The sequence below is a fragment of the Bordetella genomosp. 4 genome (genome assembly GCF_002261185.1).
Lineage (GTDB): Bacteria > Pseudomonadota > Gammaproteobacteria > Burkholderiales > Burkholderiaceae_B > Bordetella_A.
Genome location: NZ_NEVQ01000013.1, coordinates 254,083 through 279,241, shown reverse-complemented (window position 1 = coordinate 279,241; position 25,159 = coordinate 254,083). Strand labels below are relative to the sequence as shown.

Genomic DNA, 25,159 nt, shown 5'->3' with positions numbered 1-25,159 from the left:
AGTCGTTCGATGCATCTTTACGTTTTGAGTTTCCTGGCTGTGGTTGCCTTGGCTGCGAGTCTGTTCATCGGCTACACCCAGCCGTTTCAGTTCAAGGACAACGGCACGGGGCCGGATTACCGGCCGTCCGCCGGCATTTCAGGCGCCCTGATGATGGTAGCCATTGTCGCATTGTCTCTGGTCATTGCCACATAAGGTCATGACTCAACTGATCGGAAACAAAGCAATAATCGCCATCGAATATGTGGTGGCCGATCCAGCATCGCGTATGGGCCATGGCAGACTTTGGTTTGAGGGGTAGCCACTGGGTAGCCTCGAAGACCTGATTTACTTCGACGGTTACTTACTTGGCTGCTTGCAAGATCTCCAAAAGAAGCCACGCTTGACCGATCGATATCGGGGCACTGACAAACACCGCCTGTTTCATGCGCTGTACGATGATCTGTGCTCTTATGACGAAGAAGACGGCAAGGACTTCAGCGAAGCGGCGTGGCCCTACAACCTGACCTGCGGGACCTTGTTCGACTGTTATTCCGTGTTTGCCTATCGCCAGGACGACGAGCAGGGCCGGATCCTGTGGCGGCTAGAAGGCGACGAGGAAAACTTGTTCAACGATCTGAAGCACGCCAGCCGTGATGTGCATGTGGCCGCTTTCAGCTATGAGCGACTCAGTGTCCTCGCCAGCGAGTTTGAGAATGTGTTGCGCGAAGCCGGTACTCCGGGACCATACGGCCGCCCTGCCGGGCTTTGATTCGAGGTCTGAGGCTTTTCAATAGCGTGCACGCAGCAAGGCCGTCAGTTCAGCCTGACGGTACAGATCCAACACGGACCTGACGTACTTGCTCGTTTCGGGATAATTGGACAGCACCTGGTTCCGCGTCACAGCCCCTATGCCGGCGTTGTAGGCCGCGAGCGCCAGACTCAGATCGCCGTCGAACTGGTCTTTCAACCATGCCAGGTAACGGGTTCCCGCATCGATGTTATTGGCAGGAATCAATAGATCCCGTCGCGGGTTGGCGAAACCCAGTTCCATGCCGGTGGCGGGCATGATCTGCATCAGACCCGTCGCACCTTTAGGTGAAACAGCATGGGGGTTGTAATTCGATTCGACTTTGATGACGGCGTGAAGTAGATCGGGATCCATGCCGTAGCGCCAGGCCGCTTCGCGAATCACGGGATCGTAGTGCTGCGCTGGGTCGGATATCGCCGGCGCTTGAAGTTGCCTGGGCGCAGCTTTGGCGACTATAGGCGCAGGAAAGGACAAGACCAGCTCACCACCGCGGACGTTGATCTCGGCAACGACAATGCCGTTTTCGATGATCTGCATGGCCGATGGCGCGGGTGCACGGTGTTTAGTAGCAGTTTTTGTCTTCGCCTTGGCTTTCCCCGTTTGGGCAAACGAGGTGGGCAGCAATACCAGCAAGCTCAGGGCGACGAGGAAAAGTCTGGCGGTACTGCGCCATGATTTCCTTTTCAATGTGCCCTCCCCGGCTGTCGTGTCGAAACGGTCCCACGCCACGAGCGCACCCTGTAGCGTTGGATGCGGATGCTACGACAGAAAGATGACAGTTATTTGACCGGCGTGATTTGCATTGATCCGTACCACGGCATGGATCAATGCCTATCGACCGCTGTTGTCTTCAGCGTAGGTCAACGGCTGCTGGTCGCTGCAACATGCAGCCGCTGAGCGATCACGACCGTCGAACCACGTACGTCAAACTGCCAGGCAGTACCTCATCGATTTCGATCTTCAGATCGCGGATGACAATGGTCTTTTGATCAGCAGGAAACTCGATGGTCTGGCCGCTTTCGGGCAAGTCCAGGTCCTCGGCCGAAAAGCCACGGATTTCGAACTGCATATTTCCGTCTTCGATGCCCAGGAAGCAGACGTCGTAGATGATGCCGACCGTCCGGGGATCGTAGTCCTGCGGCTGGGGGACCTCGATGCCTTTGCTGTAGTCGCGCGGCGGCACGCTCGGGTCGCCGGAGAGTACAAACTGCGGCTGCCCAAATGTGTCGGTACCTGGCGCCGGATGGCCCGTGGACGAGAGAGTCTGGGCGACCTGAGCGCCTGCCGCCTCCTGCGCGCGGCTCTGGAATGGAGCCCCCACCAAGGCTAAACCAATACTGAACAGGCCCGCGCCTATCGCAAATTTCGACATCAAAGGGAACTTGGGGTTACGGATAGCCGACATCGTCAAATAAAAATCACAGAGCGTCTGAGGTGAATAGGGAACACTGACCGTGCGGTAGTGTATTTGAATTCTCTACCTTGCACGCGGGCGCAGCACCCGGGCGCAGCGCCCTATCCCGTGCCCTGCTAGGCGCTTATCGCCAGCGCCTCGTCTCTCGACATCAACGTGGCGTATTTTTGCTCCATATCGAACAAGTTCGCCTCATGCGGCGCAATCGCCCGGTCCCCTACGCAGTCAGTGACCACCAGGGGCCGAAAGCCGTATTGCATGGCATCGACGACACTGGCCCGCACACAGCCGCTGGTGACCGCGCCGGCCACCAACAGGGTTTGCACGCCATGAAACGATAGCCATGCCGCGAGCCCTGTGCCAAAGAACGCCGACGGCACGTTCTTGCGCACGACCAACTCCCCTGCGATCGGTGTCAGTTCGGGCACGATGGCGCTATTGGACTCGTGCTCCTTCAGCCCAAGCATGCCGGGCACTTTCAACGAGAAAACATTGGCGTCGGCGCCATCATCGGCATAGACGATACGCGAATGCGCTACCGGCCATTTACGTGATCGAGCCGCATCCAGCAATGCCACGGTGCGATCGATGGCGGGGCGAATATTGCCTCCGCCGAAAACGGCGGGATCGGCGAATCCGTTGACAAAATCGACGATCAACAGGCCATACGGCGCTTTGGGCGCCATGGCCGTGCCGAAGCTTTGGCGGCTGTAGGTCTCGACATCCTGCTGTCGTGTCATTGCTTCGCTCCTGATGGTGGGGGAAATAAGACCTTGCCGTGTTCGACGACAATCTGGTCATCCAGGCGAACCGTGCAGCCACGCAACGGAATGTCGATATGGCAGGCAGTCGTGCGATTGCCGCCAGCCTCGTTATTGGGACCTAGTGAAAACAAGAAATTCCCCTCGAATGCACGGGCATCCATGCCAATAGAGGCCTCACGGTCATAGAGCGACAACGTGCTCCAATGTGCGCGCGGCTGCAGGCCCCAGCCTATATGCGAGATCGCATAGCCTTCCGGATCGTTAAAGGAAGCCATGTAGCTGCTCAGCAGCTCGGCGTCGACACCGCCCTCGATATGCGTGGCATACCCACCGGACACGGTTATTCTGATCGCGTCATTCGCGTAGCATTTCTGCGGCAGCAGAATGTCGCCACGGTCGATGACAATCACCCCTTCGGCACTGCCTTCGTCAGGCCAGGTCAGTGCAAATCCGCTGGGCCAATGATCCCACCTGCCGGGTTCGTCCACGTATCCGTACTCACTGATCGCAGGAAACTCCCCAAGCGCGAAGCGTACGTCGGTCCCTGCCGGCGAAGTCACGTGCATGGTCTTGGCTGCCTCGATGCAGGCAGATGCCTGTTTGACGCGTTCGCGGTCCGCTGCCGTGGGCACCATGCGGACGAGGATTTCGGGCGGTTCCACTGCCAGCAGGATCTTGGTGCCGCTTTTGAGTATCTCGTGCTGTTCGGGCGAGAACAGCAGCGTCATCAGATCGAGCACGAGATCACTGGCCTTTAGCGCGGCGATGGCGGCCTGGTTGCCCGTCAAGGGTGTCGTCCCCAGGTATGCGAGCGGGTCGCGGCTGAGCGCCTTGTCGCCATTGACCGGGGGCAAGTCCAGGCGATTGACGATGGCGCCCATCGACTGCGCCGCGATAAGAGCGGTGGAAAGGGTCTGGGCGTGTGTCGTTGCCCCCGTCAGGATGGTGACGGTTTGTCCCGGTTGCAGTTGGGACAGCGTCAATACCTGCTGCCAGGCGTTGACCATTGCGTAATCACTTACCGGCATCGTGTCACCTCAACGTGGATTCGGGCCCGGCAGGGCCGCACCAAGAAATGTGCCGAACGCGGCATAAAAGCCTTCCTCGTTGTCCCACGGAATCATGTGGCCAGCGTCCGGCACTCGAACATGCAGCAACCCGGGCACCAAGGCCTGCAGCTCATTGACATCGTCATCGCGCACCACGTCTCCGCGCTCGGCAGTGATGAGCAGGCTCGGGATTTTCAGATGGGTCAGGTCGGCATGAATGTCGTCCATATGAAAGCCGTCAAAGCTCGCCAGGATGGCGCGTTCGTCGCACGTATGCAGCCATTGCGCCCGCAATTGCCGTTGTTCTTCCGTCCAGGTCGGGCAAAATACGGACATGTCTGCTGCGCTCATTCCCGCGCGCGCCTGAGCCATGGATCCGACATACCAGGGCAACTGCGCCGGATACGGGCGACGTCCGGGACCAGACACGGGCGGATCCACCATCACGAGACGGTGGAGCGCCGACGCTTGGCTGCGTGCGGCGCGAATGCCGATGCGTGCTCCCATGGAATGCCCCACGATGCTGTATCGCTCGAGGCCCAGCGCCTGCGCAAAGGCCAGGACATCCGCCGCCTGTGCGTCCAGGCTGTAATCGAGAGACGCATCCGCCTGGGACAATCCCCTGCCCCGCACATCCAGGACGTAAGTATCGAACGTCGATCCGAAACGCTCGGCCACAAAACCCCATGTCACCGCCGGGCTGGTAATCCCGGGAATGATGATGATGGGATCTCGTCCCGGTTTCGTCCCGCCATAACGCAAATAATGCTGGCGTATGCCATTGGCATGAACATGACCGCCGTATTGATAGGTGCTCATAGGAAATCCTTGCTGAGAAGAATCCGCGTCGGGATCGATCAGAGTTTGAATAGTCTCTCGGCATTGCCATGGCACACCAATGCGCGGGTGGCCTCATCGAGCGGTGCGGTTTCGATGAACTCGGCGGCGATCGCGCTGGACTCGTAGGGATAGTCCACCGAAAACATGACGGCCTCTGCGCCCATTTCGGCAATGGCAGCCACCAGCGTCGGATGCGAGCAGACACCCGAGGTGGTGATCAAGATGTTGGACCCGAAATATGCCGAAGGCGCCCGTTCGAGCCTCACACCATGGGGATACACCGCAAATCGGCTATCAAAGCGCCAGCGCAGAAATGGCAGCCCCTCTCCCATATGTCCCAAGATCAAGCGCACACCGGGGAATCGATCGAACACTCCCCCAAACAGCAAGCGCAGCGCATGCGTACCTGTCTCGACGCCCCACCCCCAAGTCGCGCGTTCGATCACGGGATGGCCGCCATAGGCATGGGGCATTACGTACGCATCGGCAGGATGCAAGTAGATCGGCGCCTGCAGCGCCTGCACACGTTCCCAGAATACGTCGTACTCGCGTCCATCGTAATAGGTGCCATTCGTATGGCCATTGATCAATGCGCCTTTGAAACCATAGTCGCGCACCGTGCGTTCGAGCTCATCGGCCGCGATTTCGGGATCATGCATCGGGATGACGGCAAAGCCGCCGTATCTGCGGTTGTTCTTGGCGACGCGCTCGGCCAGGAAGTCATTATTCTCCCGTGCGCGTCGCAACGCCGTCGCGGGATCCGGTTCGGCCTGCACCCCTGGTCCCGTCTGCGACAGGATGACATAGTCAATGCCATTCTGGTCCATATCCGCGAGCCGCAGCTCGTCGAAGTCGGCGAGACGGCGTCCGGTCTCTGCATAGGTGGCGGCGTCGATATGCTGCGCGAATACTTTGGAGTATTCCTGAAAGCCTGGGGCGGTGTAATGCTCTTCAAATGCAATCTTTCGCATGGCGCTGTTTCCTGGTGATTAAATGCTGGACGGCAGACCGTCCGCTAGCTCTGGCCGAAAGTATTCAGCACACTGATGAATGGTTCTAAAAAAAATCCTACTTGCCGAAAGGATTGCTCATGTTGGCGCCGTAGTTGGTGTCAAAGCCCCCTCCTTGCATCTCTATGCGCACATTGGAAGAATCGATTTCTTTCACGCCATCGCGGTAGTGCGTCACTAACGAGGGAATACACAGAACGATGGCCACCATGAGCAACTGAATGGCGATGAACGGCAAGGAACCCCAATAGATCTGGCCTGTGGTGACCTTTGGAATCATGGCGCCCGTCACCCTGTCTGGATAATCCTCGCGCGGCGCAACCGATCGCAGGTAAAACAAGGCCAGGCCGAATGGCGGATGCATGAATGACGTTTGCATGTTCAGCGCCAGCAGCACGCCAAACCAGATCAGGTCGATACCCAGTTTGTCCGCCACCGGCCCCAACAAGGGCACGATAATGAAAGCCAGCTCGAAAAAATCCAGGAAGAATGCGGCGACGAACACGAAGGCCATGACGAAAATCAGAAAGCCGGTTTCGCCTCCTGGTACGGACACCAGCAGATGTTCCACCCAAAGATCGCCATTCACAGCGCGAAACGTGAGACCGAACACCGTGGAACCGATCAGGATGAACAGTGCAAAACACGTCAACCGGGCGCTGGAGTCCATGGCTTGTTTCAACAGGGGCAAGCTGAGCCGACGCTTGAAGAGCGCCATGACGATTGCGCCCAGCGCTCCCATTGCTCCTCCTTCCGTGGGCGTGGCCAGCCCGATGAATATCGTGCCCAGCACCAGAAAGATGAGCGCCAGCGGAGGGATCAATGCAAACGTGACGCGCTCGGCAATCGTTGAAAGCCATCCCAGACGCAACATCCGGTTGAGCGAGGCCAACAGAAACGCAACGGAGCCCCAACAGATGATGGCGATCACGACCGTCTCGTCGATCGGTGCGTTCGGATCAATGACATTGACGGTCAGGAAATAGGCGCAAAGGCTGGAGATCAGCATCAACACCACCAAGGACCGAATCCCCGATGATCCATTGGCCTGACCGAAATCTCTCGCAGCGACCGGCATGGCCGGCCCCGCGGCCGGTCGAATCCAGGTGAGCACGAGGGCGTAGATCAGGTACGCGACGATCATCAATATGCCTGGCAAGATCGCGCCGCGATACATGTCTCCCACGGAGCGGCCCAGTTGATCGGCCAGGATGATCAAGGTCAACGAGGGAGGAATAATCTGAGATAGCGTGCCAGAGGCGGCGATCACCCCGGTGGCCAGTCGGCGGTCATAGCCATACCGCAGCATGATGGGCAAGGAAATCAGCCCCATCGAAATGATGGACGCCGACACGACCCCGGTCGTTGCAGACAGAACGGCGCCGACCGCCACCACTGCCACCGCCAGGCCGCCACGCACTGGACCAAAGAGCTGCCCTACGGTTTCCAGCAGTTCCTCTGCCATGCCGGATCGTTCCAGTACCAGGCCCATGAACGTAAAGAACGGCAAGGCCAGCAAGGTATCGTTGGATACGACGCCAAATACGCGTTGCGGCAATGCCTGGAACAGCGACGGCGAAAGCAGGCCCAGTTCCATGCCAATCACGCCGAACAGGATGCCGTTGGCCATCAATGCGAACGCTACCGGAAACCCAGTCAAGAGCAGAAAAATCAGCGTGGCGAACATAATCGGCGCCATATTGCCGATAAAGAATTCCATGTCAGTCTGCCTCTTTTGCCGAATTCGTTTCGCGTTCGCGCGGATCGCCGCGCAGGCCTTTCAGAAATCCCACGCACTTGATGAGGTGCGACAGGGCCGCCACGATCAATAAGGTGAAACCCAACGGCACCAGCAATTTCGCGGGCCAGCGGATCAGGCCACCTGAATTGGAAGACATCTCGCCACTGACATAGGATTCCCAAAACATGGGCCACGCCAGCCACATGATCAGACCGCAACCGGGCAAGAGGAAAAACAGCACGCCCACAATTTCCATGCGTACTTGGGCCCGGCGCGAGAATTGCTGAGCGATGATATCGACGCGCACGTGATCATTGCGCAGCAATGCATAGCCTGCTGTCAGCAGGAACAGTGCGCCGAACATATACCACTGGATTTCCAGCCACGCATTCGAGCTGGTATGAAAAAGCTTGCGCCCAAAGGCGTTGGCCGTGCTGATCAGCACCATGGCCAGGATAAGCCAAGCCACAATGCGGCCTACAAAAGTGCTCATTGCGTCTATGACATGGGATACCCTAAGCAAGGCTTGCATTGGCAGTCTCTTGATGTCGATAAAGTGCGGTTGATGGGAAAGCGTCACGCCGTGCGTACCGGGCTATCGCCGGCGTCGCTGGAACAAGCGCAGAATCCGGTCTTTGAGTACGCCGAAGAACAGCGCGACGGGATTCAAGGCCTTGACTGGCTCGTCCGCCGAGCTCGGATTCTCGATGCGGCGCGTGACGTTGCGCCCGAATTCGGCGATCATGCGGCGCACGAAGTCCTGCACCAGGCCTGAGCGCGAGAACTGTGCCAATGGACCCTGCAGCGCATAGTCCATATCAATCTCGACTCGCGTGCCCTGCCCTGCGGCCAATATCCGGTACTGGATATCGCCCTGTGCGCGAGACTGGCTGACGGTATCGCGCCCCGTGCCATGCAACACGGCGAGGCGCTTTTCGTTGTCGAGCTCGAGTTGCGCAGTCCCCTGGAACGCGGCCTGCATCGGACCGAATTTGATGCCGATGTGACCCTGGACTTCGTTGCCCTGTTGGGACGTTATCTGCGCACCGGGCAGGCAGCCCGCCACCATGGGGAGATCCACCATGAATGACCAGACCTGTTCGGGCGGAAAGGGCAATGTGAACTCACCGTTGATATGCTGCCCTTTTCCTTTGCTCTCGCCTCTTCCGGGCGAGGCAGGCGCCGAGGGTTGTTCCCGTTCCACAGCGCCGTTCATGGGCTCTGCCGGCTCGAAAACCGGCATCGTCTTTTCGTGGACGATAGGAATGATCGCTGGCGTGGATAGCGCGGCGCGCAAGGCCGTGACCGCGGGATCGGGCATCTCGCGCAACTCGTCGAGGACCGACCGTATTGCCGCGACTATCCCCATATACCCCGTGCAGCGGCACAGATTGCCGGAGAGTTCGATACGAATCCGCTTTTCGTCCGCATCCGGCAGGCGCAACACGATGTCGCGGGCGGTCGCCAACATGCCTGGTGTACAAAACCCGCACTGCAGGGCGTGATTTGCGCGAAAAGCCAGGCGCAAACGCTGCATGACCGGGTCATCGTCGTAGCCTTCGACCGTGGTGATGTTGCGCGACTCGCAAGCAACCGAGAACGTTATGCAGGATCTGACGGGCTTGCCGTCGAGCAGCACCGTACAGGCTCCGCACACGCCGTGTTCGCACCCCAGGTGCGTACCGGTGAGATGCTCTTTGTCGCGCAGATAATCCGCCAGATGCATCCGCGGGGGAACGTCATGGCACACCTGTTGGCCATTGACTGTCATGGAAACTCTATTCATGGCGCTATCTCGCTCGCCTTGCGTTCAAAGGAGGGTTCTGCCGCCAGCGACGCGCCGTTGAGCGCTTGATCAAGGCAGCGGGTCACCGCGGTTTCGTAAAGATGGCGCTCGACGTCGTCTTTCTCGGGCAGTGCGTGTGCTACCGCCGAACGTATCGACGCTGCCGTGACGGCTGATCTGCCTGTCTTGGCACAAGCATGCGCCAATGCCGTCAGCGAGCGGGGCGTGGCGTCAATGGCGCCCAGCACTATCCGGGCGGTGCGACTGGCGGGGTCAAACCACGCCACACAACTGGCCTCGGCAAACTCCCCGGTCTTTCTGCAGAATTTGTAGTAGCCAAATCGCGAGTCAGCGCTGAAGGCAGGAACATCGACGGCGACGATGAGTTCGCCTTCCTGGAGTGAGGTTGTGTAGGTGCCAGCCATGAATTGCTGAACGCTCTCGTGGCGCACCGCCTGCTGCGGCCCGGCGATTTCTATCCTGGCATCCAGCCCGGCACAGACGACGACCCAGTCGGCCGCGGGGTCGGCGTGTGCAAGGCTGCCGCCTAGCGTCCCGCGATTGCGGACTGCACGATAGGCAATGCGCTGCGCGACGTGCTGCATGGGGTGGCCGCGCAGCAATTCATGCACGCCATCCTCGATTTCCGCATGCGTCACCGCCGCGCCCACCCGCAGGCGATCACCACGGCGCTCGACCTGGCGCATTTCCGCTACACGAGAGACATCCACCACGGCGGGAGGGCGCGCCAAACGCAGGTTCAACATAGGGCCCAGGGATTGGCTGCCCGCCATGGGCTTGGCGACGGCTTCGGCGCCTTGCAGGCTCGCGAGCGCGTCGCTCAGCGTCACGGGACATGAGTAAACAAAACGTGCTGCCTTCATGATTGAGCCTCCACCTCGGCTTGCACCGTCGCAGATGGTGCCGGGTGCGTCGCGACCGCGTCCGCGGCTGCGCTATTCGCACCCGCCAAGGCATGCCGCAATCTGGCGGGCGTCAGCGGCGTACGGTTTACTACCGGCGCATTCAACCGCCGAAGCACGTCGTTCACCGCGTTGTAGATCACAGCGGGCGGCGCAATGGCTCCTCCCTCCCCCATGCCTTTGGCGCCGAACTCGGTATGCGGCGACGGGGTTTCAAAATGATCGATGCGGATATGGGGAACCTCCGTGGCGCCTGGCATCACATAGTCGGCAAAGGTCGAGGCTAAGGGCTGCGCATTTTCGTCATAGGGAGTTTCCTCGTACAGTGCCGTTCCCAAGCCCTGCGCAATTCCCCCAAAGGTCTGCCCCTCGACGACCATGGGGTTCACCATGGTGCCGCAGTCTTCGACCACGACATAGTCCAGAATCTCGACTTCGCCTGTGCCAGGGTCCACCGCGACCACGGCGGCATGGGTGGCGTAGGTAAATGCGCCAGTGTCGACCTTGGGCTTGTATCCCACGGTGGTCTCGAGGCCGCCGACAGGCGCGTCCGCCGGCAGGGTTTGGGGATTGATGTACCACGCTTGGGCGACGTCACGAATCCCGACAGAACTGTCCCCCGCCCATACCGCACCAGCGCGCAGTTCGGCCGTGGAAGGCTCGGCCTTCAACAAGTGCGCGCCGATATGCAGAATGCGCGGCGCCAGCGCTTTACACGCCTGAGCGACCGCCCCGCCCGACATCACCAGCGAGCGCGACGCGTAGGTTCCGGTGGAGAATGGCGTTTGGCCCGTATCGCCGTGTATGACCCTGATGTTCTCGACATCGACACCCAGAATTTCGTTGGCGATCTGGGCAAACGTCGTTTCCATTCCCTGTCCATGAGAATGCACGCCCACGCGTATCTCCAGACCACCGTCGGGAGTGACCTTGACGCCGGCCTGGTCGTAGCCCGGTATCACTGGCGTTCCCCATGCTGCGAACACCGAGGTGCCGTGCGCGGACTGCTCGGTATAGGTCGCTACGCCGAGGCCAATCAAACGTCCATCCCGTTCCGCATGCGCCTGCCGAGCGCGTATCGCGGGTGCGTCAATCATTTCCAGCGCTCGGCGCAGGCTGGCGGGATAGTCGCCGCTGTCGAAGTGTTTGTTCGCGACGTTGACATAGGGCATCTGCTCTGGCTTGACCAGGTTCAGCAGTCTGATGTCCCAGGGCTCGCGGCCGACCTCGTAGGCGATTGCATCCATCATCAATTCGATGGCAAAACACACCCCGGTGCGCGCCACCCCGCGGTATGGGACGAAACCAGGTTTGTTTGTCGCCACGCACTGCGTCAGGCAGCGGTATCGCTGAAAATCATACGGACCGGGAAGATTGCCGGTCGCCTGGCCAGGCTCCAGACCGATGGTGAACGGCCAGACCGAATAGGCGCCGCCGTCGATCACGATGTGCGCGTCGAGCGCCAACAGCCGTCCGTCGCGATCGGCGTAGGCCGTCATATCGTAGTAGTGCTCTCGCGTGTTAGCGCCGGCGATGAGATGCTCTCGACGGTCTTCGAGGTAGCGAAAAGGCCGTTTATACGTCTTTGCCAGCCATGCGATACAGACCTCTTCCTGCTGCAGCACGCATTTGTATCCGAAGGCGCCGCCCACATCCGGGGAGATGACCCGAATTTTGGTCTGATCCATCTCCAGGCATTCAGCCAACCCCGTACGTATCATGTGCGGAACTTGAGTAGCGCTGACCACAACCAGTTGATCATCACGATGGTCCCAATAGGCCAGCACAGCCTTGCCCTCCATGGGCACCATGCATTGACGCGCCAGCTCGACCCGCCGCCGCACGACCACCGGCGCATCGAGCGCCGCCACGTCGAAATCGCGATCCGCCTTCAAGGTGACGAATACGTTGTCGCGCCATTCTTCATGGACCAGGTGGTCCGTGGCCGCGAGCGCCGATTCCGTATTGGCGTAGACGGGCAACTCGCCATAGTCGACATTGAGCTCCTCGATCAGGTCTTCGGCCTCCGCGCGAGAGGCCGCAATGGCCATGGCGATGGGTTCACCGACGAATCGCACTTTCCCGCTGGCCAGGGGCGGCTGTGCGGAACGCTGATAGGTAGGCAGGGTCGAATCCGCGACGATGTCTCGCACCTGCATATGCTCGCGGGTGAATACTTTTCCCGCGAGCGATTGCGGCAAGTGGATCCGGTCCAGGCTGGCATGAGCCAAGGGGCTGCGAAGAAACGCGACTTCGCATAGGCCTGGCATGGACATGTCTCCAACAAACTGGCCTTTGCCCATGAGGTGCCGGATGTCCTCTTTGCGAGGGACGCGTGCGCCGACACCTTGCGGTGCCGCACTCTTCGAAGCGAGAGGCTTGTCGTGCATAAATACCTCAGGAAATCGGCGGCGGCTCGCCGCCACATGGTTCAACGGCGGGTCACTGCCTGGAATGTGTAGTTATCAAGTGCGCTCTCGGCCACACGGAACCAACTCGCCTCGTCGCGCTGGAACTCGGCCCATTGCGGATACAGCGCGGCGAAATCGGGATTGGACGCGCCCAGTTCTTTCCAGAGTTCTTGCGAGGCCTTGTAAGCGGCATCCATGACATCGCGGGGAAAGAACGACAGCTTTGCGCCGCCGGCGATCAGCGATTTCAAGGCGCCGGGGTTGCCGGCATCGTATTTGGCGAGCATCTTCATGGTCTGCTCGGAGCTGGCGCATTCGAAGGCCGCCTTGAAAAGGGGCGGCAACGCATTCCAGGCTTCGGCATTGACCATGGTGGTGATCGAGGCACTGCCCTCGAACCAGCCGGGCGAGTAATAGTATGGTGCGACTTTGTTCAGGCCGAGCTTCAGATCATCATAGGGGCCGATCCATTCAGCCGCGTCAATCGTGCCTTTTTCCAGCGAGGGATAGATATCGCCAGGCGGAATCTGTTGAGGGATTGCGCCCAGTTTCGAGAGCACCATTCCCCCAATGCCGCCGATGCGCATTTTGAGCCCCTTGAGATCTTCCACGGTTTTAATCTCGCGGCGGAACCATCCTCCCATCTGGACACCCACGTTGCCACAGACATGATTGACGATGTTGTATTTCTTGTAGAGCGCGCGCAGCTTTTCCAGGCCGCCACCGTAGTGAATCCATGCGTTATGTTGGCGCGCGCTCAATCCGAACGATAAACCGGTATCGAAAGCCAACGCCGTGTTCTTTCCGATATGAAAGGTGGCGAGAACGTGGTTGCACTCTACGGTGCCATTGCTGACAGCGTCCATGTTCTGTGCGGGAGGCACGAGCTCCCCGGCGGGAAAGGCGCGGATTTCAAATTTCCCGTCGGTCAACTCGGCGACGCGTTTGGTGAGCGCCTCGGCCGAGCCGTACATGGCATCGAGGCTTTTGGGCCAACTGGTGGACATGCGCCAGCGGACGGTTGTAGCGCTCTGCGCCACGGCAGGCGCCGCTACGGCCACTGCACTGATCCCTGCGGCGTGGGTCAAGAAACGACGACGTTGCATAGCTATTTCCCTTGTTATGAATGGCCGTATTCGGCCCTTTGCTGTGGAGTATCCGGCGCGCTGCGCAGAGACCGTGCCACCGGACCATGACACGACCAAACCAAAACTCAAGCTGATTTATGATCAGTATGCTGACTATTTATGGAATCAGTCAATAGGTTTTTTTCCGAAGCTGACGCGCGCGATTTTCGATAATTCGACGCAGCGACATTTCCGCAAATGTTCCTATATATATGCATTAATTAACCGATTAAAGCCGGAAGCGACAAGACAATCAGGGCATTCCCCAATGCCTGAAAAATGCGCGATTCAGAACTGGATAAGAAAAAAATTCACTGCTAGAATTTATTCAGTGTGCTGATCATTTTCAAAGGAAAACCCATGAATTGGACTCGCATTGCCTCGGTGCAGGATATCGACGACGACAGCGCCATTTCAATCACGGCAGGCCAGGCTCAGTTGGCGTTATACAAATGCGGCGGCGAGTTCTTTCTTTCCGACGGCATCTGTACGCACGGCCATGCCATGTTGGCCGAGGGGTATGTGGAAGACGGCTGTGTGGAATGCCCGCTGCATCAAGCACAGTTCGATTTGCGTACGGGCATTCCCCAATGCGGACCCGCCACGGTACCTATCCGGGTTTACCCGGTTCGCGTCGAGGACGGCGCCGTCTATGCCCAACTGGACACCTGAACCATGCTCACGCCGAAAACCATTCTGATCATCGGCGCCGGCCAGACAGGTGCGGTCGCGGCACGCACGCTGCGCGATCTGGGCTATGACGGACGCATCACGATAATCGGCAATGAGCCTCATCTGCCATACGAGCGCCCTCCCCTGTCCAAGGCCGCCCTGGAGCAGAGCGTCGATCCCGCCATAGGCAGGTTGTATCCGGCTGAGTTTTATTCGGAACAGGACATCGAGGTGATCAACGGCGTCAGCGCTCAATCGCTTGATACCCAACGACGAGAGGTCGGCCTGTCGGATGGCAGAACGTTGACATACGACGCCTGTCTGCTGGCCACGGGAGGACGAGCCAAGCAATTGCCCATGTTGCCGCGCTCGTCGGCCGTGCACACGCTGCGGACCCTCGACGACGCAATGACCTTGGGTTCGGCCCTGAAGCCTGGTGTGCGATTGGTAGTGATCGGCGGCGGTTTCCTCGGTCTGGAGGCCGGCTGGAGCGCCAAGCAGCGCGGCGCCCACGTGACAGTGCTCGAAGGCGGACCTGCATTATTGGGCCGGGTGTTGCCCGCGCAGGTCAGCGATTGGCTATCGCAGCGCGCCCAGGCCATGGGGCTGGACGTGCGCCTGGGTGTCGCGGTGACCAGCGTGCTCGCCGACACCTCTGCTGAGGGGAAGATGGCCATCACGTTAGGCGACGGCAGTGTCGTCGACGCTGACCACGTGTTGGTCTCTGTGGGCCTGACGCCAGATACCACGCTTGCCCGCGCCGCCAATCTGTCGATTTGCGCCAAGACTGGCGGCGTGCTGGTGGACAGGCACTGCAGGACATCGAACGAGTACATATGGGCAGCAGGTGACTGCGCCAGCCAGTATCAGTCCCCGGGCGACTCCCCTGTGCGGATCGAGTCGTGGCAGAACGCGAACACCCAAGCCGCCATCGCCGCGGCTGCCATCCTGAATGCGCCTAGGCCCGCAGTCCCCTACCCCTGGTTCTGGACTGATCAGCTGGGCTGCAATATCCAGATATTGGGCGCCCCGTCCCCCGGCCTCGAGTATGTCCTGCGCGGCGACGCCGCACCCGATGACACTGTTCCCAAATGCTTGTATCTGGGGTTGCGCGACGGCGTCCCGGTACACGGCGTGGCCATCAACGCGGGAGGCGACTTGCGAGTATTGCGTCCGCTGTTCGAGCAATCGGTTCGCATTCGCGCAGAGGTCTTTGCAGACACGGCCACTGGCTTGAAACCATTCGTTAAATCGTGCATGGCGCAACCAGCCTGACAGCGCACATCATTCAGGAGCTTTATCCATGTATCAATCACAAACCGTGATCGGCATTACGCCCGCCCGAAAAGACCCTCCGCTGGCCGACTGTGTGTGGCCAGAGGACGCGTTGCATTATGTGCCTGACTGGGTCTATACCAGCCAGGATGTCTACGAGCGCGAACAGGACCGGATCTTTCGCGGAAAGACATGGAATTTCGTCGGCTTGGAGGCGGAAGTACCGGAGCCCGGTAGTTATAAACGTTCTTATGTTGGCGCCGTTCCCGTGGTGGTTTCACGCGCGGAAGACGGCAGCCTGCATGTCTTTGAAAATCGCTGCGCGCATCGTGGTGCGGAATTTTGCCGGCATGGGCAAGGCAAGACCGCAGAGTTCGTTTGTCCGTATCACCAGTGGTCTTATGACCTGAAGGGCAACTTGCAGGGCGTCCCCTTCAAGCGCGGGGTCAACAAGGCAGGCGGCATGCCGCGGGATTTCCGCAACGAAGAGCACGGCCTGCGCAAGCTGAACGTGACCACCCGTCATGGCGTGATTTTTGCGTCGTACTCACACGACGTCGAACCGCTGGAGGACTATCTCACGCCCGAGATGCTCTTGGATTTCGACGCGGTATTTCCAGGGCGTCCGCTGAAAATACTGGGCTATTACCGCAACGAGTTGCCCTGCAACTGGAAGATGTATCACGAAAACCTGAAGGATCCCTATCACGCCACGCTGCTGCATTCATTCCTGGTCGTGTTCGGACTGCTCGTGGCGGGCAATAAATCGGCGATGACGGTCGATACTGCCCATGGCCGCCATGGCACGATGGCATCGGCCAAGAGCGAGGATAAGTACGCGACGGTGAGCGAGGAAAACAAGAAAGAGATGCGCTCTTTCCACGATGGCCTGCGCCTGCGCGATGATCGGTTTCTGGAGTACATCAAGGAATTTGACTCGCCTTGGTCAGTGACGATGCAGACCATTTGGCCGAATCTGATCGTGCAGCGCGAGATGAATACCCTGGGCGTGCGTCACATTATTCCCAACGGCCCTAACAGCATGATCATGCAATGGACCATGTTCGGCTATGAGGATGACACCGACGAGATGCAGCGCCATCGCTTGCGCCAAGGCAATTTGATGGGACCGGCGGGCTTTCTGGGCCTGGAAGACAACGAAGCCATGAAGTTCGTTCAAGAAGGCGTACGCCGTTCCAGCACGGATCTCAACGTGCTCAAGCTGGAGAGCGGCAAAGTAGGAACCTCCGACACGCTGATTTCCGAAGCCGCCATTCGCGCCATGTATCAGTACTACCGCCAAGTCATGGAATTTTGAAGAGCCCGACGACATGAACGAAAAGAACACTTACGTGCCTAGCCGGTTGGCCATTGAGAAAGCGGTATTGCTGAAAGCCGAAATAGAACTGTTCCATGCGGAGTATTGTGCGGCGCTGGATGGCGGCGATGTAGAACGATGGCCTGATTTTTTTACGCCCGACGCGCTCTATCGAATCACCTCTCGCGAAAATGCAGAATTGAATCTGCCCGTCGGCCTGGTCTACGCAGAGGGCCGCGACATGATGCATGATCGCGCGGTGGCGATCTCCCGTACCCAAATGTTCGCACCCCGTTATTTGCTGCACATCGTCAGCAATGTGCGCGTGATCGACGACAAGGGCAGCGAGGTCGAGGCGCACGCCACCTTCCTATTGATGCAGACGCTCGTGGAAGGCCCCACGACGGTGCACCTGGCCGGCAGCTATCACGACGTGTTTGTCCGGGAGCATGGGCGTTTGCTGCTAAAACGACGCGACGTCATTTACGATACCAACATTCTGGCGAATGATCTGGTCCATCCTGTATAAAACCTCAGTATTTCCTCGCCACTGGCGGGGATTGGAAACTTGGCCGCATGACACTATCAAAGAAGCAGACTCCAGTCACACGAAAAACAGCCTCCCCAAAGGCATCCGCAGGCGCGAACGAGGCAGCGGACGTCGCCCGCGAGGTACTGTGGGAACGGCCCGGGTTCCTTGTACGGCGTTTGAACCAGATCCACTACGCCATGTTCTTTGAGGAATGTCATGCTCACAACATCACGCCAGTCCAGTACGGCATCCTGACGGCCCTGTCGCTCGTGCCGTGGATGGACCAGACAGAAATAGGCATGGATGTGGGGCTGGACCGCACCACCACCGCCGACGTGGTCAAGCGGCTGCAAGAACGCGGCCTGATCGAACGCCGCACCAACCCCGAAGACAAGCGCTCGCGGCAGGCCAAGCTGACCAAAGAAGGCGCCAGAGTGGTCGAGGAACTCCATGCCGGGATGGCTCGCGCCCAGGAGCGCCTGCTGGAACCGCTGAACGCGCGCAGCCGTGAGGTGTTCATGCGCTTGCTCGCGACGCTGGTAGAGGGCAACAACCAGTATGGCCGCACGGTTCTGCGAGGTTTCTGACGGTCGCCGAGGACCAGCCGGGCTGGATACTGCTACCCTCTCGTTCACCATATATCTTTTTTGTTTGCAGGAGTCATGATGAAAACAGAAAAAGTCGCACTGATCATTGCAGGCGGCAGCGGCATGGGCGCAGCGGCAGCCAAGCGGCTGGCTGCAGACGGTTTCAAGGTAGGAATTCTGTCGTCGTCCGGCAAGGGCGAGGCACTGGCCAACGAACTGGGCGGCATCGGCGTCACGGGCAGCAATCAGTCCAACGACGATCTGCGCCGCCTGGTCGATGCGGCCGTCGCGAAATGGGACCGGATCGACGTGCTGGTCAATAGCGCCGGGCACGGGCCGCGCGCGCAGATTCTGGAAATCAGCGACGATGACTGGCACAAGGGGATGGATACCTATCTGATGAACGTGATCCGCCCGACCCGTCTGGTGACCCCCGTCATGCAGAAACAGAAAGGCGGCGCGATCATCAATATTTCCACCGCGTGGGCGTTCGAACCCAGCGATATGTTTCCGACGTCGGCAGTGTTTCGCGCCGGCTTGGCCGCATTCAGCAAGATTTTTGCCGATACGTATGCCCAGGACAATATCCGCATCAACAACGTCTTGCCCGGATGGATCGACAGCCTGCCGCAGCGTGATGAGCGTCGTGACAACGTGCCAATGAAGCGTTACGGCACGAGTGACGAAATTGCCGCCACAGTTGCCTTTCTGGCCAGCGAAGGCGCAGCGTATATCACCGGCCAGAACATTCGGGTCGACGGCGGGCTGACACGATCTGTATGACGACAGACTGAGCGCCCTCCTCTGGCCTGCGCTTTTGCGGCAGCGGCGGGCCCATTCAGGCACGTGACTTGCAGCGATTTTCTGCTTTCACAGGGAGGTCGCGATGCGTAAATTGAACTTGAAACCGTTGGCTGAACAGGTGCTCGTCATCACCGGCGGCAGCAGCGGTATAGGGGCGGCCACAGGCCGCGCCGCTGCCCGGGCGGGCGCTCGGGTTGTCTTGGCCGGCCGCGATGCGGCTGAGTTGGACAAGGTAGCGGAATCGATCCGGACCGAAGGCGGTCAGGTCACCACCGTAACGATGGACGTAGGGATCGAGGAAGATCATCACCGGCTGCTGCAGGCAGCGCTGGAGGCCTACGGTTCGGTCGATACGTGGGTGAACAACGCTGGTGTGTCTATTTTTGGGCCATTGCAGAGCGTGCCGATTGAAGATCAGCGCAAGCTCTTCGAGACGGACTACTGGGGCGTGGTGTACGGATCGCTCACGGCCGTACCCTATCTGCGAGAGCGAGGCGGCGCGCTGATCAACGTGGGCAGCGAAGTCTCGGACCGGGCAATTCCGATGCAAGGCGCATATTCTGCCGCCAAGCATGCAGTGAAAGGGTTTACCGACGCCTTGCGCATGGAACTGATGCAAGAGAACCTGCCCGTGAGCGTCACACTGATCAAGCCCGGGTCCATCGATACGGATTACACACGCCGCGCTCGCAACTATATGGATGTCGAGCCCGTCTTGCCTCCTCCGATTTATTCGCCGGAGGCGGTGGCGCAGGCCATTCTGTATGCAGCCCAGAAGCCGCAGCGCGATCTGTATGTCGGCTCGGCAGCCAAGATAATGTCCTCGTTAGGGCATCGCGCACCGGGTCTGATGGACGCGCTGGGGGGCTGGCTGACGCGGCATCAACGCAGCAACGTGCCTGCCACAGAGGGCGGCGACGGGTTATACGAGCCTGGTGTCCGCGCAGCAACGCCATCGCCTTCGAAGGTTCGGCGCCACAGCTATTACACGGAAGTCAACACACGTGGTAAAGGGATGTTCTGGCTGGGGACAGGCGCAGTACTGCTGGTCGGCACTGCGCTCGCCCGACGCCGCCACTAGGTCAAGGCGGCATCTGCGGCGCTGGCGCTTGTAACGCTCAGCGCCTGCTCCAACAGCGCGCCTAGATCGCGCATACCCTGGACGGCATCCGCCGTGAACCAGACGGCGGCGCAGCGTCTGCCGCGAGCACGTAATTCTGCCAAATCGGCTTGCGCCTGGGCGGCTTGGCACCTGCCCAGTTCGTTGGTGTCGCAAGCCTGGCGGCCGATGAATAGATACGCGCCGCCCGCGGGGCCGCCCTTGTGCAGTTGACCGCTGGCATGGAGATAACGTGGTCCGAATCCCGCAGTAGCGGCTGTGCCGAACAGGTCGCGTAGGTGGCCTTGCCAATACGAGAGCCACGCGCGGTTGCGCGAATTGCACGGAACGTAGGCTAGCAACGCGAAATAGCGCGCCGCCTGTGTCTGCAGCCATTCGCCCAGATCCTGATTACCGCCGGTATCGACGATCAGGCTGCCGTAACGTTGCCCGTCCGCCGGCGTCACCGGGGCCCCCAGCAATTGACGCGTGCGCCACTTGCTGGCCTCTACATCCGGTTGGTCAAAGGGATTGACCTGCAGGATCGAGCCCGCCACGGCGGTGGCAAACTGCCAGCGATAGAATTCCTGAGCCAGCGCGGCGCCGTCGCCGATCTCCACATCGATCACGGCTTGGCCTGCTGCTCTCAAGGCGTCTCGCTGCCGCTCCATCGCGGCGCCATGGCGCAGTATGACGAACAGGCGGTCTGACGAATAACGGTCTGCTTGCGCTATCGGTTCTTGATTGACGGGGATGAGTCCACCGCCAAACTTTCCTGTCGATTCGGCTAACAGTTGCTCAATCCACTCGCCGAGGCCCTCCAGTTCGGGCTCAGCCCAGATAGTGACCTTGTCGCGGTGAGCCAGGGCCGCTTCGCCTAGCGTTGCCCCTAACAACGCCGCAGGGTTGTTGTTCAATGGAACCCGTGGGCCGCAGTGATTACGCAGCAGCTTGGCGTGACGTAGAAAGTCTATCGGATCGTGTCCCATCAGAACCAGTGGCACCAGGCCAAAGGGCGAAAGCACCGAGTAGCGTCCGCCTACCGTGCGATCACCGGTAAAAATGGCGGCATACCCTTGTTGCTCGGCGAGCGCCTGCAACGGCGAGCCGGGATCGGTAATGGCGCAGAAGTGCCGGCCCGCATTGGCGCCGATTCTGTCGCGCGCGCTCTCATAGAAGTGCTGGGCGAGCAGTGTCGATTCCATCGTAGTGCCCGATTTGCTGGCGACGATGTGCAGACAGGTTTCCGGTGCAACGCGGCGCTGCAGTGCTGCCACCTGATCCGGGTCAGTCGAGTCCAGCACATGCAGCCGTAAACCGCCGGCCGCGCTGCCCAAAGCATTTTGCAGGACATGGGCGCCCAGCGCCGCTCCGCCCATGCCCATGAGGATAGCGTTGACGCAGCCGTTATCGCGCAACCGTGCGCATTGCCCCAGATAACGGCGTATCACCGGCTCCTGGCGCGACGGGTCGACCCATCCCATCCAATGGCTTTCGTCAGTATCGGTCCACAGTTTGGCGTCGCCCGCCCACAATCGCGACACCCAGCGCTGCGCTCGTATGGTCTGCAAACGTTCGGTGACGCGTCGTCCTAATTCCGCAGGCAGATACACGTGTTGACGATTGATCGCCGCCGGGTAGGTATGGCGCGCAACGGATGTCGCTTGCGTGGCTGGGTACTGAGAGAGCGATTCGAGCATGGGAATGTCCCTGAGGGGTGATGAATGGGATAGACACTGCAAGTCGCGTACCCAAGCGGGAACGGGGCTTGCTGCGGCGCCGGCATGAATATTTCCCCTGCCCTATTCCCCGATTCGAACTGCATGGACTGCAGCCGGAGGACCATCAAATGACGGAGATCGAGAACGTTGCCAACTACCTGCGCCGTCGCAGTTTGACGCTGGCAACCGCTGAGAGCTGCACGGCCGGCCTCATTGCATCGCAGCTGGCCGAGGTGCCGGGTGCGGGCGGTTTGCTGGAGTGTGAGTTCGTGGTGTATTCGCCGGCTGCCAAACGTAGTTGCCTGGGCGTCTCCGACGAGATTTTGCGCCAGTACAACCTGACTAGCACGGAAGTCTCGTGCGCGATGGCGAAAGGTGCCGCTGAACGTTGCAGCGCATCAGTGATCATCGCCAATACCGGTGTGGCCGATGATGGCGGCGAAGGCGTCGAGGCTGGAACCCAATGCTATGCCTGGTTATTACGCACGCCCGGCATTCCAACCAGGATTTACACCGAGACGCGCCAGTTTTCCGGCAGCCGCAACGAGGTGAGGCAGATGGCCGCTGAGTATGCGCTGCAGCGCATTCAGCATTATCACGCCCAATGGTTGGCATCTCGAGAGCGCGGAAACGACGATGATTAGTTTGCCTGATTTGTATGCAGAATACGGCGCGATATGGGGCGCCTGGTTTGGGACCCTGGCACTGGCTGTTGTGCTGTTCATTGGGTTTATCTCGGTATTGAATGTCGTGCGTCGCCAAGCGACCTCTCGGATGGCCGAGGGCGACCATCCCTACGCATCGGCATTGCTGGCAGTAGTCACACGCACTAATCGCCTTATCGTCGCGCTGCTGGCGCTGATGATCGGCATGCGTTTGACTCAAGCGGTATTCCCTTGGCAAAGCTGGGTATCCGATCATCTATGGTTCGTGTTGCTGGCGTTACAACTGGCCTTATGGCTGGACGTCGCTTGCCGCAGCGTGCTGACCATCGTGGGTGAACGGCTGCGTGCCGGACGCGTGACCATCACGCTGCTTTCTTTCCTGGTGCGCACGGTGGTGTGGGTCGTGGCGTTGCTGGCAATCCTGGACAATTTGGGTGTGAATATCACGGCACTCGTCACGAGCCTGGGGATAGGCGGCGTCGCAGTGGCGTTGGCGGTGCAAACCATACTGAGCGACCTGTTCGCCTCCATCTCGATCGGGCTGGACAAGCCCTTTGAGGTCGGCGATTTTATTGTGTTTGGCTCGGTGGCCGGGTCGATCGAACATATCGGATTGAAAACGACGCGCATCCGCAGTCTGGGCGGAGAGCAGATCGTCTGCTCGAATACAGAACTGCTGAAGCAGACCATTCAAAACTACAAACGGATGGAACAGCGGCGAATCATTTTCACATTACGCGTGCCTTATGACACGCCGGCCGACACGCTGCTCGAACTGCCCGCCGACATCAAGGCGCAGATCGAAGCGCAGGCAGCAACGCGTTTTGACCGCGCTCACGTAGCCAGATTCGGCGACTATGGTCTGGAAATTGAAGCGGTCTATTACGTATTGAGCGCCGATTACAACCGGTATATGGACATTCAGCAGGCGATCAACTTGGGGATTGTGCGTGCTTTTGCGGCGCGCGATGTGACCTTGCGTCCCCAAGAACGCACCCTGCACCTGCGCGAGGATGCGGTTCAAAGCGCGGAGATATAGCCAGGCACGCGACTTGCTCCTGTAGGAAGGAAGGGCCAAAACAAGGAGCCAATATGTCGAGCACAGTACTGATTGTCGCTGGGGAAGCGTATCCGCTGGTAAAGACCGGGGGGTTGGCAGATGCTGTAACGGGCTTGGCGCAGGCGTTGGACCAATCGGGTGCTCAGGTACGGATATTGTTACCGGCCTACCGGGGCGTGCTGGACAAGGTCCGTATCGATGCCAGTTGGCCGATCGAGGGTTTGCCCGGAGGCCCTGCCCGCCTGGTGTCTGGCCACTGCCGTTCTACCGGATTGGCATGCCTGCTATTGGACAATCCGGCGCTCTTTGACCGGCCGGGATGTTATATCGACGAGACCGGCCGCGACTATGCCGATAACGCCTGCCGCTTTGCCGCGCTCGCGCATGCGGCCGCTGCCGTCGCTGCGGGCTTGCCGGGCCTGGAACGGCCTGCGATCGTACATGCTCACGATTGGCATGCGGCGCTGACACCGCTACTCATCAAGGGCGCGGGTCTGCGATCGGTAAAAACGGTACTCACTATCCACAATCTGGCATTCCAGGGGGCATTCGATCCGGGTGAAGTGCAACAGCTCGGCTTGCCGTCCAATGTGCGCGAAGCGGCCGGGCTTTATGCCTGGGGCAGACTGAATTTTTTGCAAGCCGGCATTCTGCATGCCGATCGCGTGACCACAGTCAGTCATACCTATGCGCGCGAAATTCTGGATCCCGAGCGCGGTTGCGGATTGGACGGCGCGCTGCGTTTTCGGGCAGACGCGCTGGTGGCGTTGCCTAATGGGATTGACGATGAACTGTGGAATCCCGCGACCAATGTGCACCTGCAGCCCAATGGATTCAGTGTCAATAATCTGGGTAATAAGGCCCGCTGGAAAGAACATGTACAGCGCGCATTCGGCCTCGCACAGGATCCGGGCGCATTGCTGACGGTGTCATGTTGCCGTCTGACTGAACAGAAGATGGCCGATCTCACCGCCGATACCTTGATAGATGCGCTAGCCGCCCACCCGCGGCTGCAGTTCGCCCTGCTCGGCAAGGGCGAGCAAAGATTCGAAGAGGCGTTCAGACAGATCGCGGCAAAACATCCAGGACGTTGCGGGGTGCATATTGGATATGACGAGGCAGTCGCTCATCGCTTGCTGGCGGGCGCGGACGTGCTGTGGCACCCCAGCCGCTTCGAGCCATTCGGATTGACCCCGCTCTACGCGATGCGTTATGGCACGCTGCCCATCGTGACCGCCGTGGGCGGACTGGCAGACTCGGTCCGCGATCCCGGCGCGCACGCGGGTGAAGCCGCCATGATGCACGCTAATGGCCTGATGTTGAATAGCCCAGACACGAACGGGGTGATGGCGGTTCTGGCGCGTGCGGCGCATTTGAAGGCGCATGACGCGGTATGGCGAGCCATGCAGCGCAATGCCATGACAGGCACCCACGGATGGTCGCATGCTGTTCAGAGTTATCTGGACTTGTTTGCCGAGCTGACGGGCAGACGTTTGACGGTCGCACAGCGGCGTGCGGAACGCATACGGCTGAGCAAGTCGGCGCAAACGCAGTCGGCCGCGTCGGCGTAG

Annotated in this window: 25 protein-coding genes; 12 read left to right on the top strand and 13 right to left on the bottom strand. The window is 59.7% G+C overall.

Features of this window, described 5'->3' with window-relative positions; translation table 11 throughout:
- Nucleotides 1-9 precede the first annotated feature (9 nt).
- Nucleotides 10-195, top strand: coding sequence for a hypothetical protein (locus tag CAL20_RS11525; protein ID WP_094821138.1), 186 nt, complete (start codon nucleotides 10-12; stop codon nucleotides 193-195).
- Between the two features lie 187 nt (nucleotides 196-382).
- Nucleotides 383-751 carry a hypothetical protein gene (locus CAL20_RS11520; protein WP_141217674.1) on the top strand — a complete coding sequence of 123 codons (369 nt, stop codon included), beginning with the start codon at nucleotides 383-385 and terminating at the stop codon, nucleotides 749-751.
- A gap of 18 nt (nucleotides 752-769) precedes the next feature.
- Here the strand turns inward: CAL20_RS11520 and CAL20_RS11515 are convergent, their stop codons facing one another.
- The 12 genes from CAL20_RS11515 to CAL20_RS11460 form a co-directional block, all read right to left on the bottom strand.
- Nucleotides 770-1,477 (bottom strand): lytic transglycosylase domain-containing protein, encoded by a 708-nt coding sequence (locus CAL20_RS11515; protein ID WP_143277060.1) that lies wholly within the window; start codon nucleotides 1,475-1,477, stop codon nucleotides 770-772.
- A 214-nt stretch (nucleotides 1,478-1,691) separates the two neighbouring features.
- On the bottom strand, nucleotides 1,692-2,162 hold the full coding sequence (locus tag CAL20_RS11510; protein WP_094837933.1) for a hypothetical protein: 471 nt from the start codon (nucleotides 2,160-2,162) through the stop codon (nucleotides 1,692-1,694).
- A 158-nt stretch (nucleotides 2,163-2,320) separates the two neighbouring features.
- Nucleotides 2,321-2,944 (bottom strand): isochorismatase family protein, encoded by a 624-nt coding sequence (locus CAL20_RS11505; RefSeq protein WP_094821134.1) that lies wholly within the window; start codon nucleotides 2,942-2,944, stop codon nucleotides 2,321-2,323.
- Complete coding sequence (locus CAL20_RS11500) at nucleotides 2,941-3,996, bottom strand: 2,5-dihydroxypyridine 5,6-dioxygenase (RefSeq protein WP_094837932.1); 1,056 nt, start codon at nucleotides 3,994-3,996, stop codon at nucleotides 2,941-2,943. Before CAL20_RS11500 ends, CAL20_RS11505 begins: the two co-directional genes overlap by 4 nt.
- A gap of 9 nt (nucleotides 3,997-4,005) precedes the next feature.
- Nucleotides 4,006-4,836, bottom strand: a complete 831-nt coding sequence (locus CAL20_RS11495) for an alpha/beta fold hydrolase (protein WP_094837931.1) — start codon at nucleotides 4,834-4,836, stop codon at nucleotides 4,006-4,008.
- A gap of 38 nt (nucleotides 4,837-4,874) precedes the next feature.
- Nucleotides 4,875-5,828, bottom strand: a complete 954-nt coding sequence (locus CAL20_RS11490; protein WP_094837930.1) for an amidohydrolase family protein — start codon at nucleotides 5,826-5,828, stop codon at nucleotides 4,875-4,877.
- Nucleotides 5,829-5,925: 97 nt separating this feature from the next.
- A complete protein-coding gene (locus CAL20_RS11485; RefSeq protein WP_094837929.1) occupies nucleotides 5,926-7,587 on the bottom strand; it encodes a TRAP transporter large permease in 1,662 nt (553 codons plus the stop codon).
- 1 nt (nucleotide 7,588) lies between these two features.
- Nucleotides 7,589-8,140 carry a TRAP transporter small permease subunit gene (locus CAL20_RS11480; RefSeq protein WP_094837928.1) on the bottom strand — a complete coding sequence of 184 codons (552 nt, stop codon included), beginning with the start codon at nucleotides 8,138-8,140 and terminating at the stop codon, nucleotides 7,589-7,591.
- A gap of 63 nt (nucleotides 8,141-8,203) precedes the next feature.
- Nucleotides 8,204-9,394: a xanthine dehydrogenase family Fe-S subunit gene (locus tag CAL20_RS11475; RefSeq protein ID WP_094837927.1), complete on the bottom strand. Its 1,191-nt coding sequence runs from the start codon at nucleotides 9,392-9,394 to the stop codon at nucleotides 8,204-8,206.
- Nucleotides 9,391-10,278: an FAD binding domain-containing protein gene (locus CAL20_RS11470; protein WP_094837926.1), complete on the bottom strand. Its 888-nt coding sequence runs from the start codon at nucleotides 10,276-10,278 to the stop codon at nucleotides 9,391-9,393. Before CAL20_RS11470 ends, CAL20_RS11475 begins: the two co-directional genes overlap by 4 nt.
- Nucleotides 10,275-12,707, bottom strand: coding sequence for a xanthine dehydrogenase family protein molybdopterin-binding subunit (locus tag CAL20_RS11465; protein ID WP_094837925.1), 2,433 nt, complete (start codon nucleotides 12,705-12,707; stop codon nucleotides 10,275-10,277). The genes CAL20_RS11470 and CAL20_RS11465 overlap by 4 nt, the downstream gene beginning before the upstream one ends.
- Nucleotides 12,708-12,748: 41 nt before the next feature.
- On the bottom strand, nucleotides 12,749-13,834 hold the full coding sequence (locus CAL20_RS11460; protein WP_094837924.1) for a TRAP transporter substrate-binding protein: 1,086 nt from the start codon (nucleotides 13,832-13,834) through the stop codon (nucleotides 12,749-12,751).
- 381 nt (nucleotides 13,835-14,215) lie between these two features.
- Between CAL20_RS11460 and CAL20_RS11455 the strand changes: the two genes are divergently transcribed.
- The 7 genes from CAL20_RS11455 to CAL20_RS11425 all read left to right on the top strand — a co-directional run bounded on the left by CAL20_RS11455 (nucleotide 14,216) and on the right by CAL20_RS11425 (nucleotide 20,124).
- A complete protein-coding gene (locus CAL20_RS11455) occupies nucleotides 14,216-14,527 on the top strand; it encodes a non-heme iron oxygenase ferredoxin subunit (protein ID WP_094821124.1) in 312 nt (103 codons plus the stop codon).
- A gap of 3 nt (nucleotides 14,528-14,530) precedes the next feature.
- Entirely contained in the window at nucleotides 14,531-15,802 is a 1,272-nt protein-coding gene (locus tag CAL20_RS11450) for an NAD(P)/FAD-dependent oxidoreductase (RefSeq protein ID WP_094837923.1), read from the top strand.
- Nucleotides 15,803-15,830: 28 nt separating this feature from the next.
- Nucleotides 15,831-17,120 carry an aromatic ring-hydroxylating dioxygenase subunit alpha gene (locus CAL20_RS11445; protein WP_094837922.1) on the top strand — a complete coding sequence of 430 codons (1,290 nt, stop codon included), beginning with the start codon at nucleotides 15,831-15,833 and terminating at the stop codon, nucleotides 17,118-17,120.
- Nucleotides 17,121-17,133: 13 nt separating this feature from the next.
- Nucleotides 17,134-17,649, top strand: coding sequence for an aromatic-ring-hydroxylating dioxygenase subunit beta (locus CAL20_RS11440; RefSeq protein WP_094837921.1), 516 nt, complete (start codon nucleotides 17,134-17,136; stop codon nucleotides 17,647-17,649).
- Between the two features lie 47 nt (nucleotides 17,650-17,696).
- Nucleotides 17,697-18,239 carry a MarR family winged helix-turn-helix transcriptional regulator gene (locus CAL20_RS11435; protein WP_094837920.1) on the top strand — a complete coding sequence of 181 codons (543 nt, stop codon included), beginning with the start codon at nucleotides 17,697-17,699 and terminating at the stop codon, nucleotides 18,237-18,239.
- Nucleotides 18,240-18,317: 78 nt separating this feature from the next.
- A complete protein-coding gene (locus CAL20_RS11430) occupies nucleotides 18,318-19,022 on the top strand; it encodes an SDR family oxidoreductase (RefSeq protein ID WP_094821119.1) in 705 nt (234 codons plus the stop codon).
- A gap of 103 nt (nucleotides 19,023-19,125) precedes the next feature.
- On the top strand, nucleotides 19,126-20,124 hold the full coding sequence (locus CAL20_RS11425; protein ID WP_094821118.1) for an SDR family oxidoreductase: 999 nt from the start codon (nucleotides 19,126-19,128) through the stop codon (nucleotides 20,122-20,124).
- Here the strand turns inward: CAL20_RS11425 and CAL20_RS11420 are convergent.
- Nucleotides 20,121-21,842: a hypothetical protein gene (locus CAL20_RS11420; RefSeq protein ID WP_094837919.1), complete on the bottom strand. Its 1,722-nt coding sequence runs from the start codon at nucleotides 21,840-21,842 to the stop codon at nucleotides 20,121-20,123. The genes CAL20_RS11425 and CAL20_RS11420 overlap by 4 nt on opposite strands.
- A 149-nt stretch (nucleotides 21,843-21,991) precedes the next feature.
- On the opposite strand from CAL20_RS11420, the gene CAL20_RS11415 reads away from it, so the two are divergent.
- From CAL20_RS11415 to glgA, 3 genes are read left to right on the top strand one after another with little or no spacing between them, the layout of a single operon-like run.
- The gene (locus CAL20_RS11415) at nucleotides 21,992-22,507 is read left to right on the top strand and encodes a CinA family protein (protein WP_094837918.1); all 516 of its coding nucleotides are present in this window, start codon (nucleotides 21,992-21,994) and stop codon (nucleotides 22,505-22,507) included.
- A complete protein-coding gene (locus tag CAL20_RS11410) occupies nucleotides 22,500-23,567 on the top strand; it encodes a mechanosensitive ion channel family protein (RefSeq protein ID WP_094837917.1) in 1,068 nt (355 codons plus the stop codon). The genes CAL20_RS11415 and CAL20_RS11410 overlap by 8 nt, the downstream gene beginning before the upstream one ends.
- Nucleotides 23,568-23,620: 53 nt before the next feature.
- On the top strand, nucleotides 23,621-25,159 hold the full coding sequence (glgA, locus tag CAL20_RS11405; RefSeq protein ID WP_094837916.1) for a glycogen synthase GlgA: 1,539 nt from the start codon (nucleotides 23,621-23,623) through the stop codon (nucleotides 25,157-25,159).

Bases quoted from the DNA above. Each gene is read 5' to 3' on its own strand.
- CAL20_RS11525 (WP_094821138.1), top strand. From the start codon at position 10: ATGCATCTTTACGTTTTGAGTTTCCTGGCTGTGGTTGCCTTGGCTGCG.
- CAL20_RS11510 (WP_094837933.1), bottom strand. From the start codon at position 2,162: ATGTCGAAATTTGCGATAGGCGCGGGCCTGTTCAGTATTGGTTTAGCC.
- CAL20_RS11505 (WP_094821134.1), bottom strand. From the start codon at position 2,944: ATGACACGACAGCAGGATGTCGAGACCTACAGCCGCCAAAGCTTCGGC.
- CAL20_RS11500 (WP_094837932.1), bottom strand. From the start codon at position 3,996: ATGCCGGTAAGTGATTACGCAATGGTCAACGCCTGGCAGCAGGTATTG.
- CAL20_RS11495 (WP_094837931.1), bottom strand. From the start codon at position 4,836: ATGAGCACCTATCAATACGGCGGTCATGTTCATGCCAATGGCATACGC.
- CAL20_RS11490 (WP_094837930.1), bottom strand. From the start codon at position 5,828: ATGCGAAAGATTGCATTTGAAGAGCATTACACCGCCCCAGGCTTTCAG.
- CAL20_RS11485 (WP_094837929.1), bottom strand. From the start codon at position 7,587: ATGGAATTCTTTATCGGCAATATGGCGCCGATTATGTTCGCCACGCTG.
- CAL20_RS11480 (WP_094837928.1), bottom strand. From the start codon at position 8,140: ATGCAAGCCTTGCTTAGGGTATCCCATGTCATAGACGCAATGAGCACT.
- CAL20_RS11475 (WP_094837927.1), bottom strand. From the start codon at position 9,394: ATGAATAGAGTTTCCATGACAGTCAATGGCCAACAGGTGTGCCATGAC.
- CAL20_RS11470 (WP_094837926.1), bottom strand. From the start codon at position 10,278: ATGAAGGCAGCACGTTTTGTTTACTCATGTCCCGTGACGCTGAGCGAC.
- CAL20_RS11465 (WP_094837925.1), bottom strand. From the start codon at position 12,707: ATGCACGACAAGCCTCTCGCTTCGAAGAGTGCGGCACCGCAAGGTGTC.
- CAL20_RS11460 (WP_094837924.1), bottom strand. From the start codon at position 13,834: ATGCAACGTCGTCGTTTCTTGACCCACGCCGCAGGGATCAGTGCAGTG.
- CAL20_RS11455 (WP_094821124.1), top strand. From the start codon at position 14,216: ATGAATTGGACTCGCATTGCCTCGGTGCAGGATATCGACGACGACAGC.
- CAL20_RS11450 (WP_094837923.1), top strand. From the start codon at position 14,531: ATGCTCACGCCGAAAACCATTCTGATCATCGGCGCCGGCCAGACAGGT.
- CAL20_RS11445 (WP_094837922.1), top strand. From the start codon at position 15,831: ATGTATCAATCACAAACCGTGATCGGCATTACGCCCGCCCGAAAAGAC.
- CAL20_RS11440 (WP_094837921.1), top strand. From the start codon at position 17,134: ATGAACGAAAAGAACACTTACGTGCCTAGCCGGTTGGCCATTGAGAAA.
- CAL20_RS11435 (WP_094837920.1), top strand. From the start codon at position 17,697: ATGACACTATCAAAGAAGCAGACTCCAGTCACACGAAAAACAGCCTCC.
- CAL20_RS11430 (WP_094821119.1), top strand. From the start codon at position 18,318: ATGAAAACAGAAAAAGTCGCACTGATCATTGCAGGCGGCAGCGGCATG.
- CAL20_RS11425 (WP_094821118.1), top strand. From the start codon at position 19,126: ATGCGTAAATTGAACTTGAAACCGTTGGCTGAACAGGTGCTCGTCATC.
- CAL20_RS11420 (WP_094837919.1), bottom strand. From the start codon at position 21,842: ATGCTCGAATCGCTCTCTCAGTACCCAGCCACGCAAGCGACATCCGTT.
- CAL20_RS11415 (WP_094837918.1), top strand. From the start codon at position 21,992: ATGACGGAGATCGAGAACGTTGCCAACTACCTGCGCCGTCGCAGTTTG.
- CAL20_RS11410 (WP_094837917.1), top strand. From the start codon at position 22,500: ATGATTAGTTTGCCTGATTTGTATGCAGAATACGGCGCGATATGGGGC.
- glgA (WP_094837916.1), top strand. From the start codon at position 23,621: ATGTCGAGCACAGTACTGATTGTCGCTGGGGAAGCGTATCCGCTGGTA.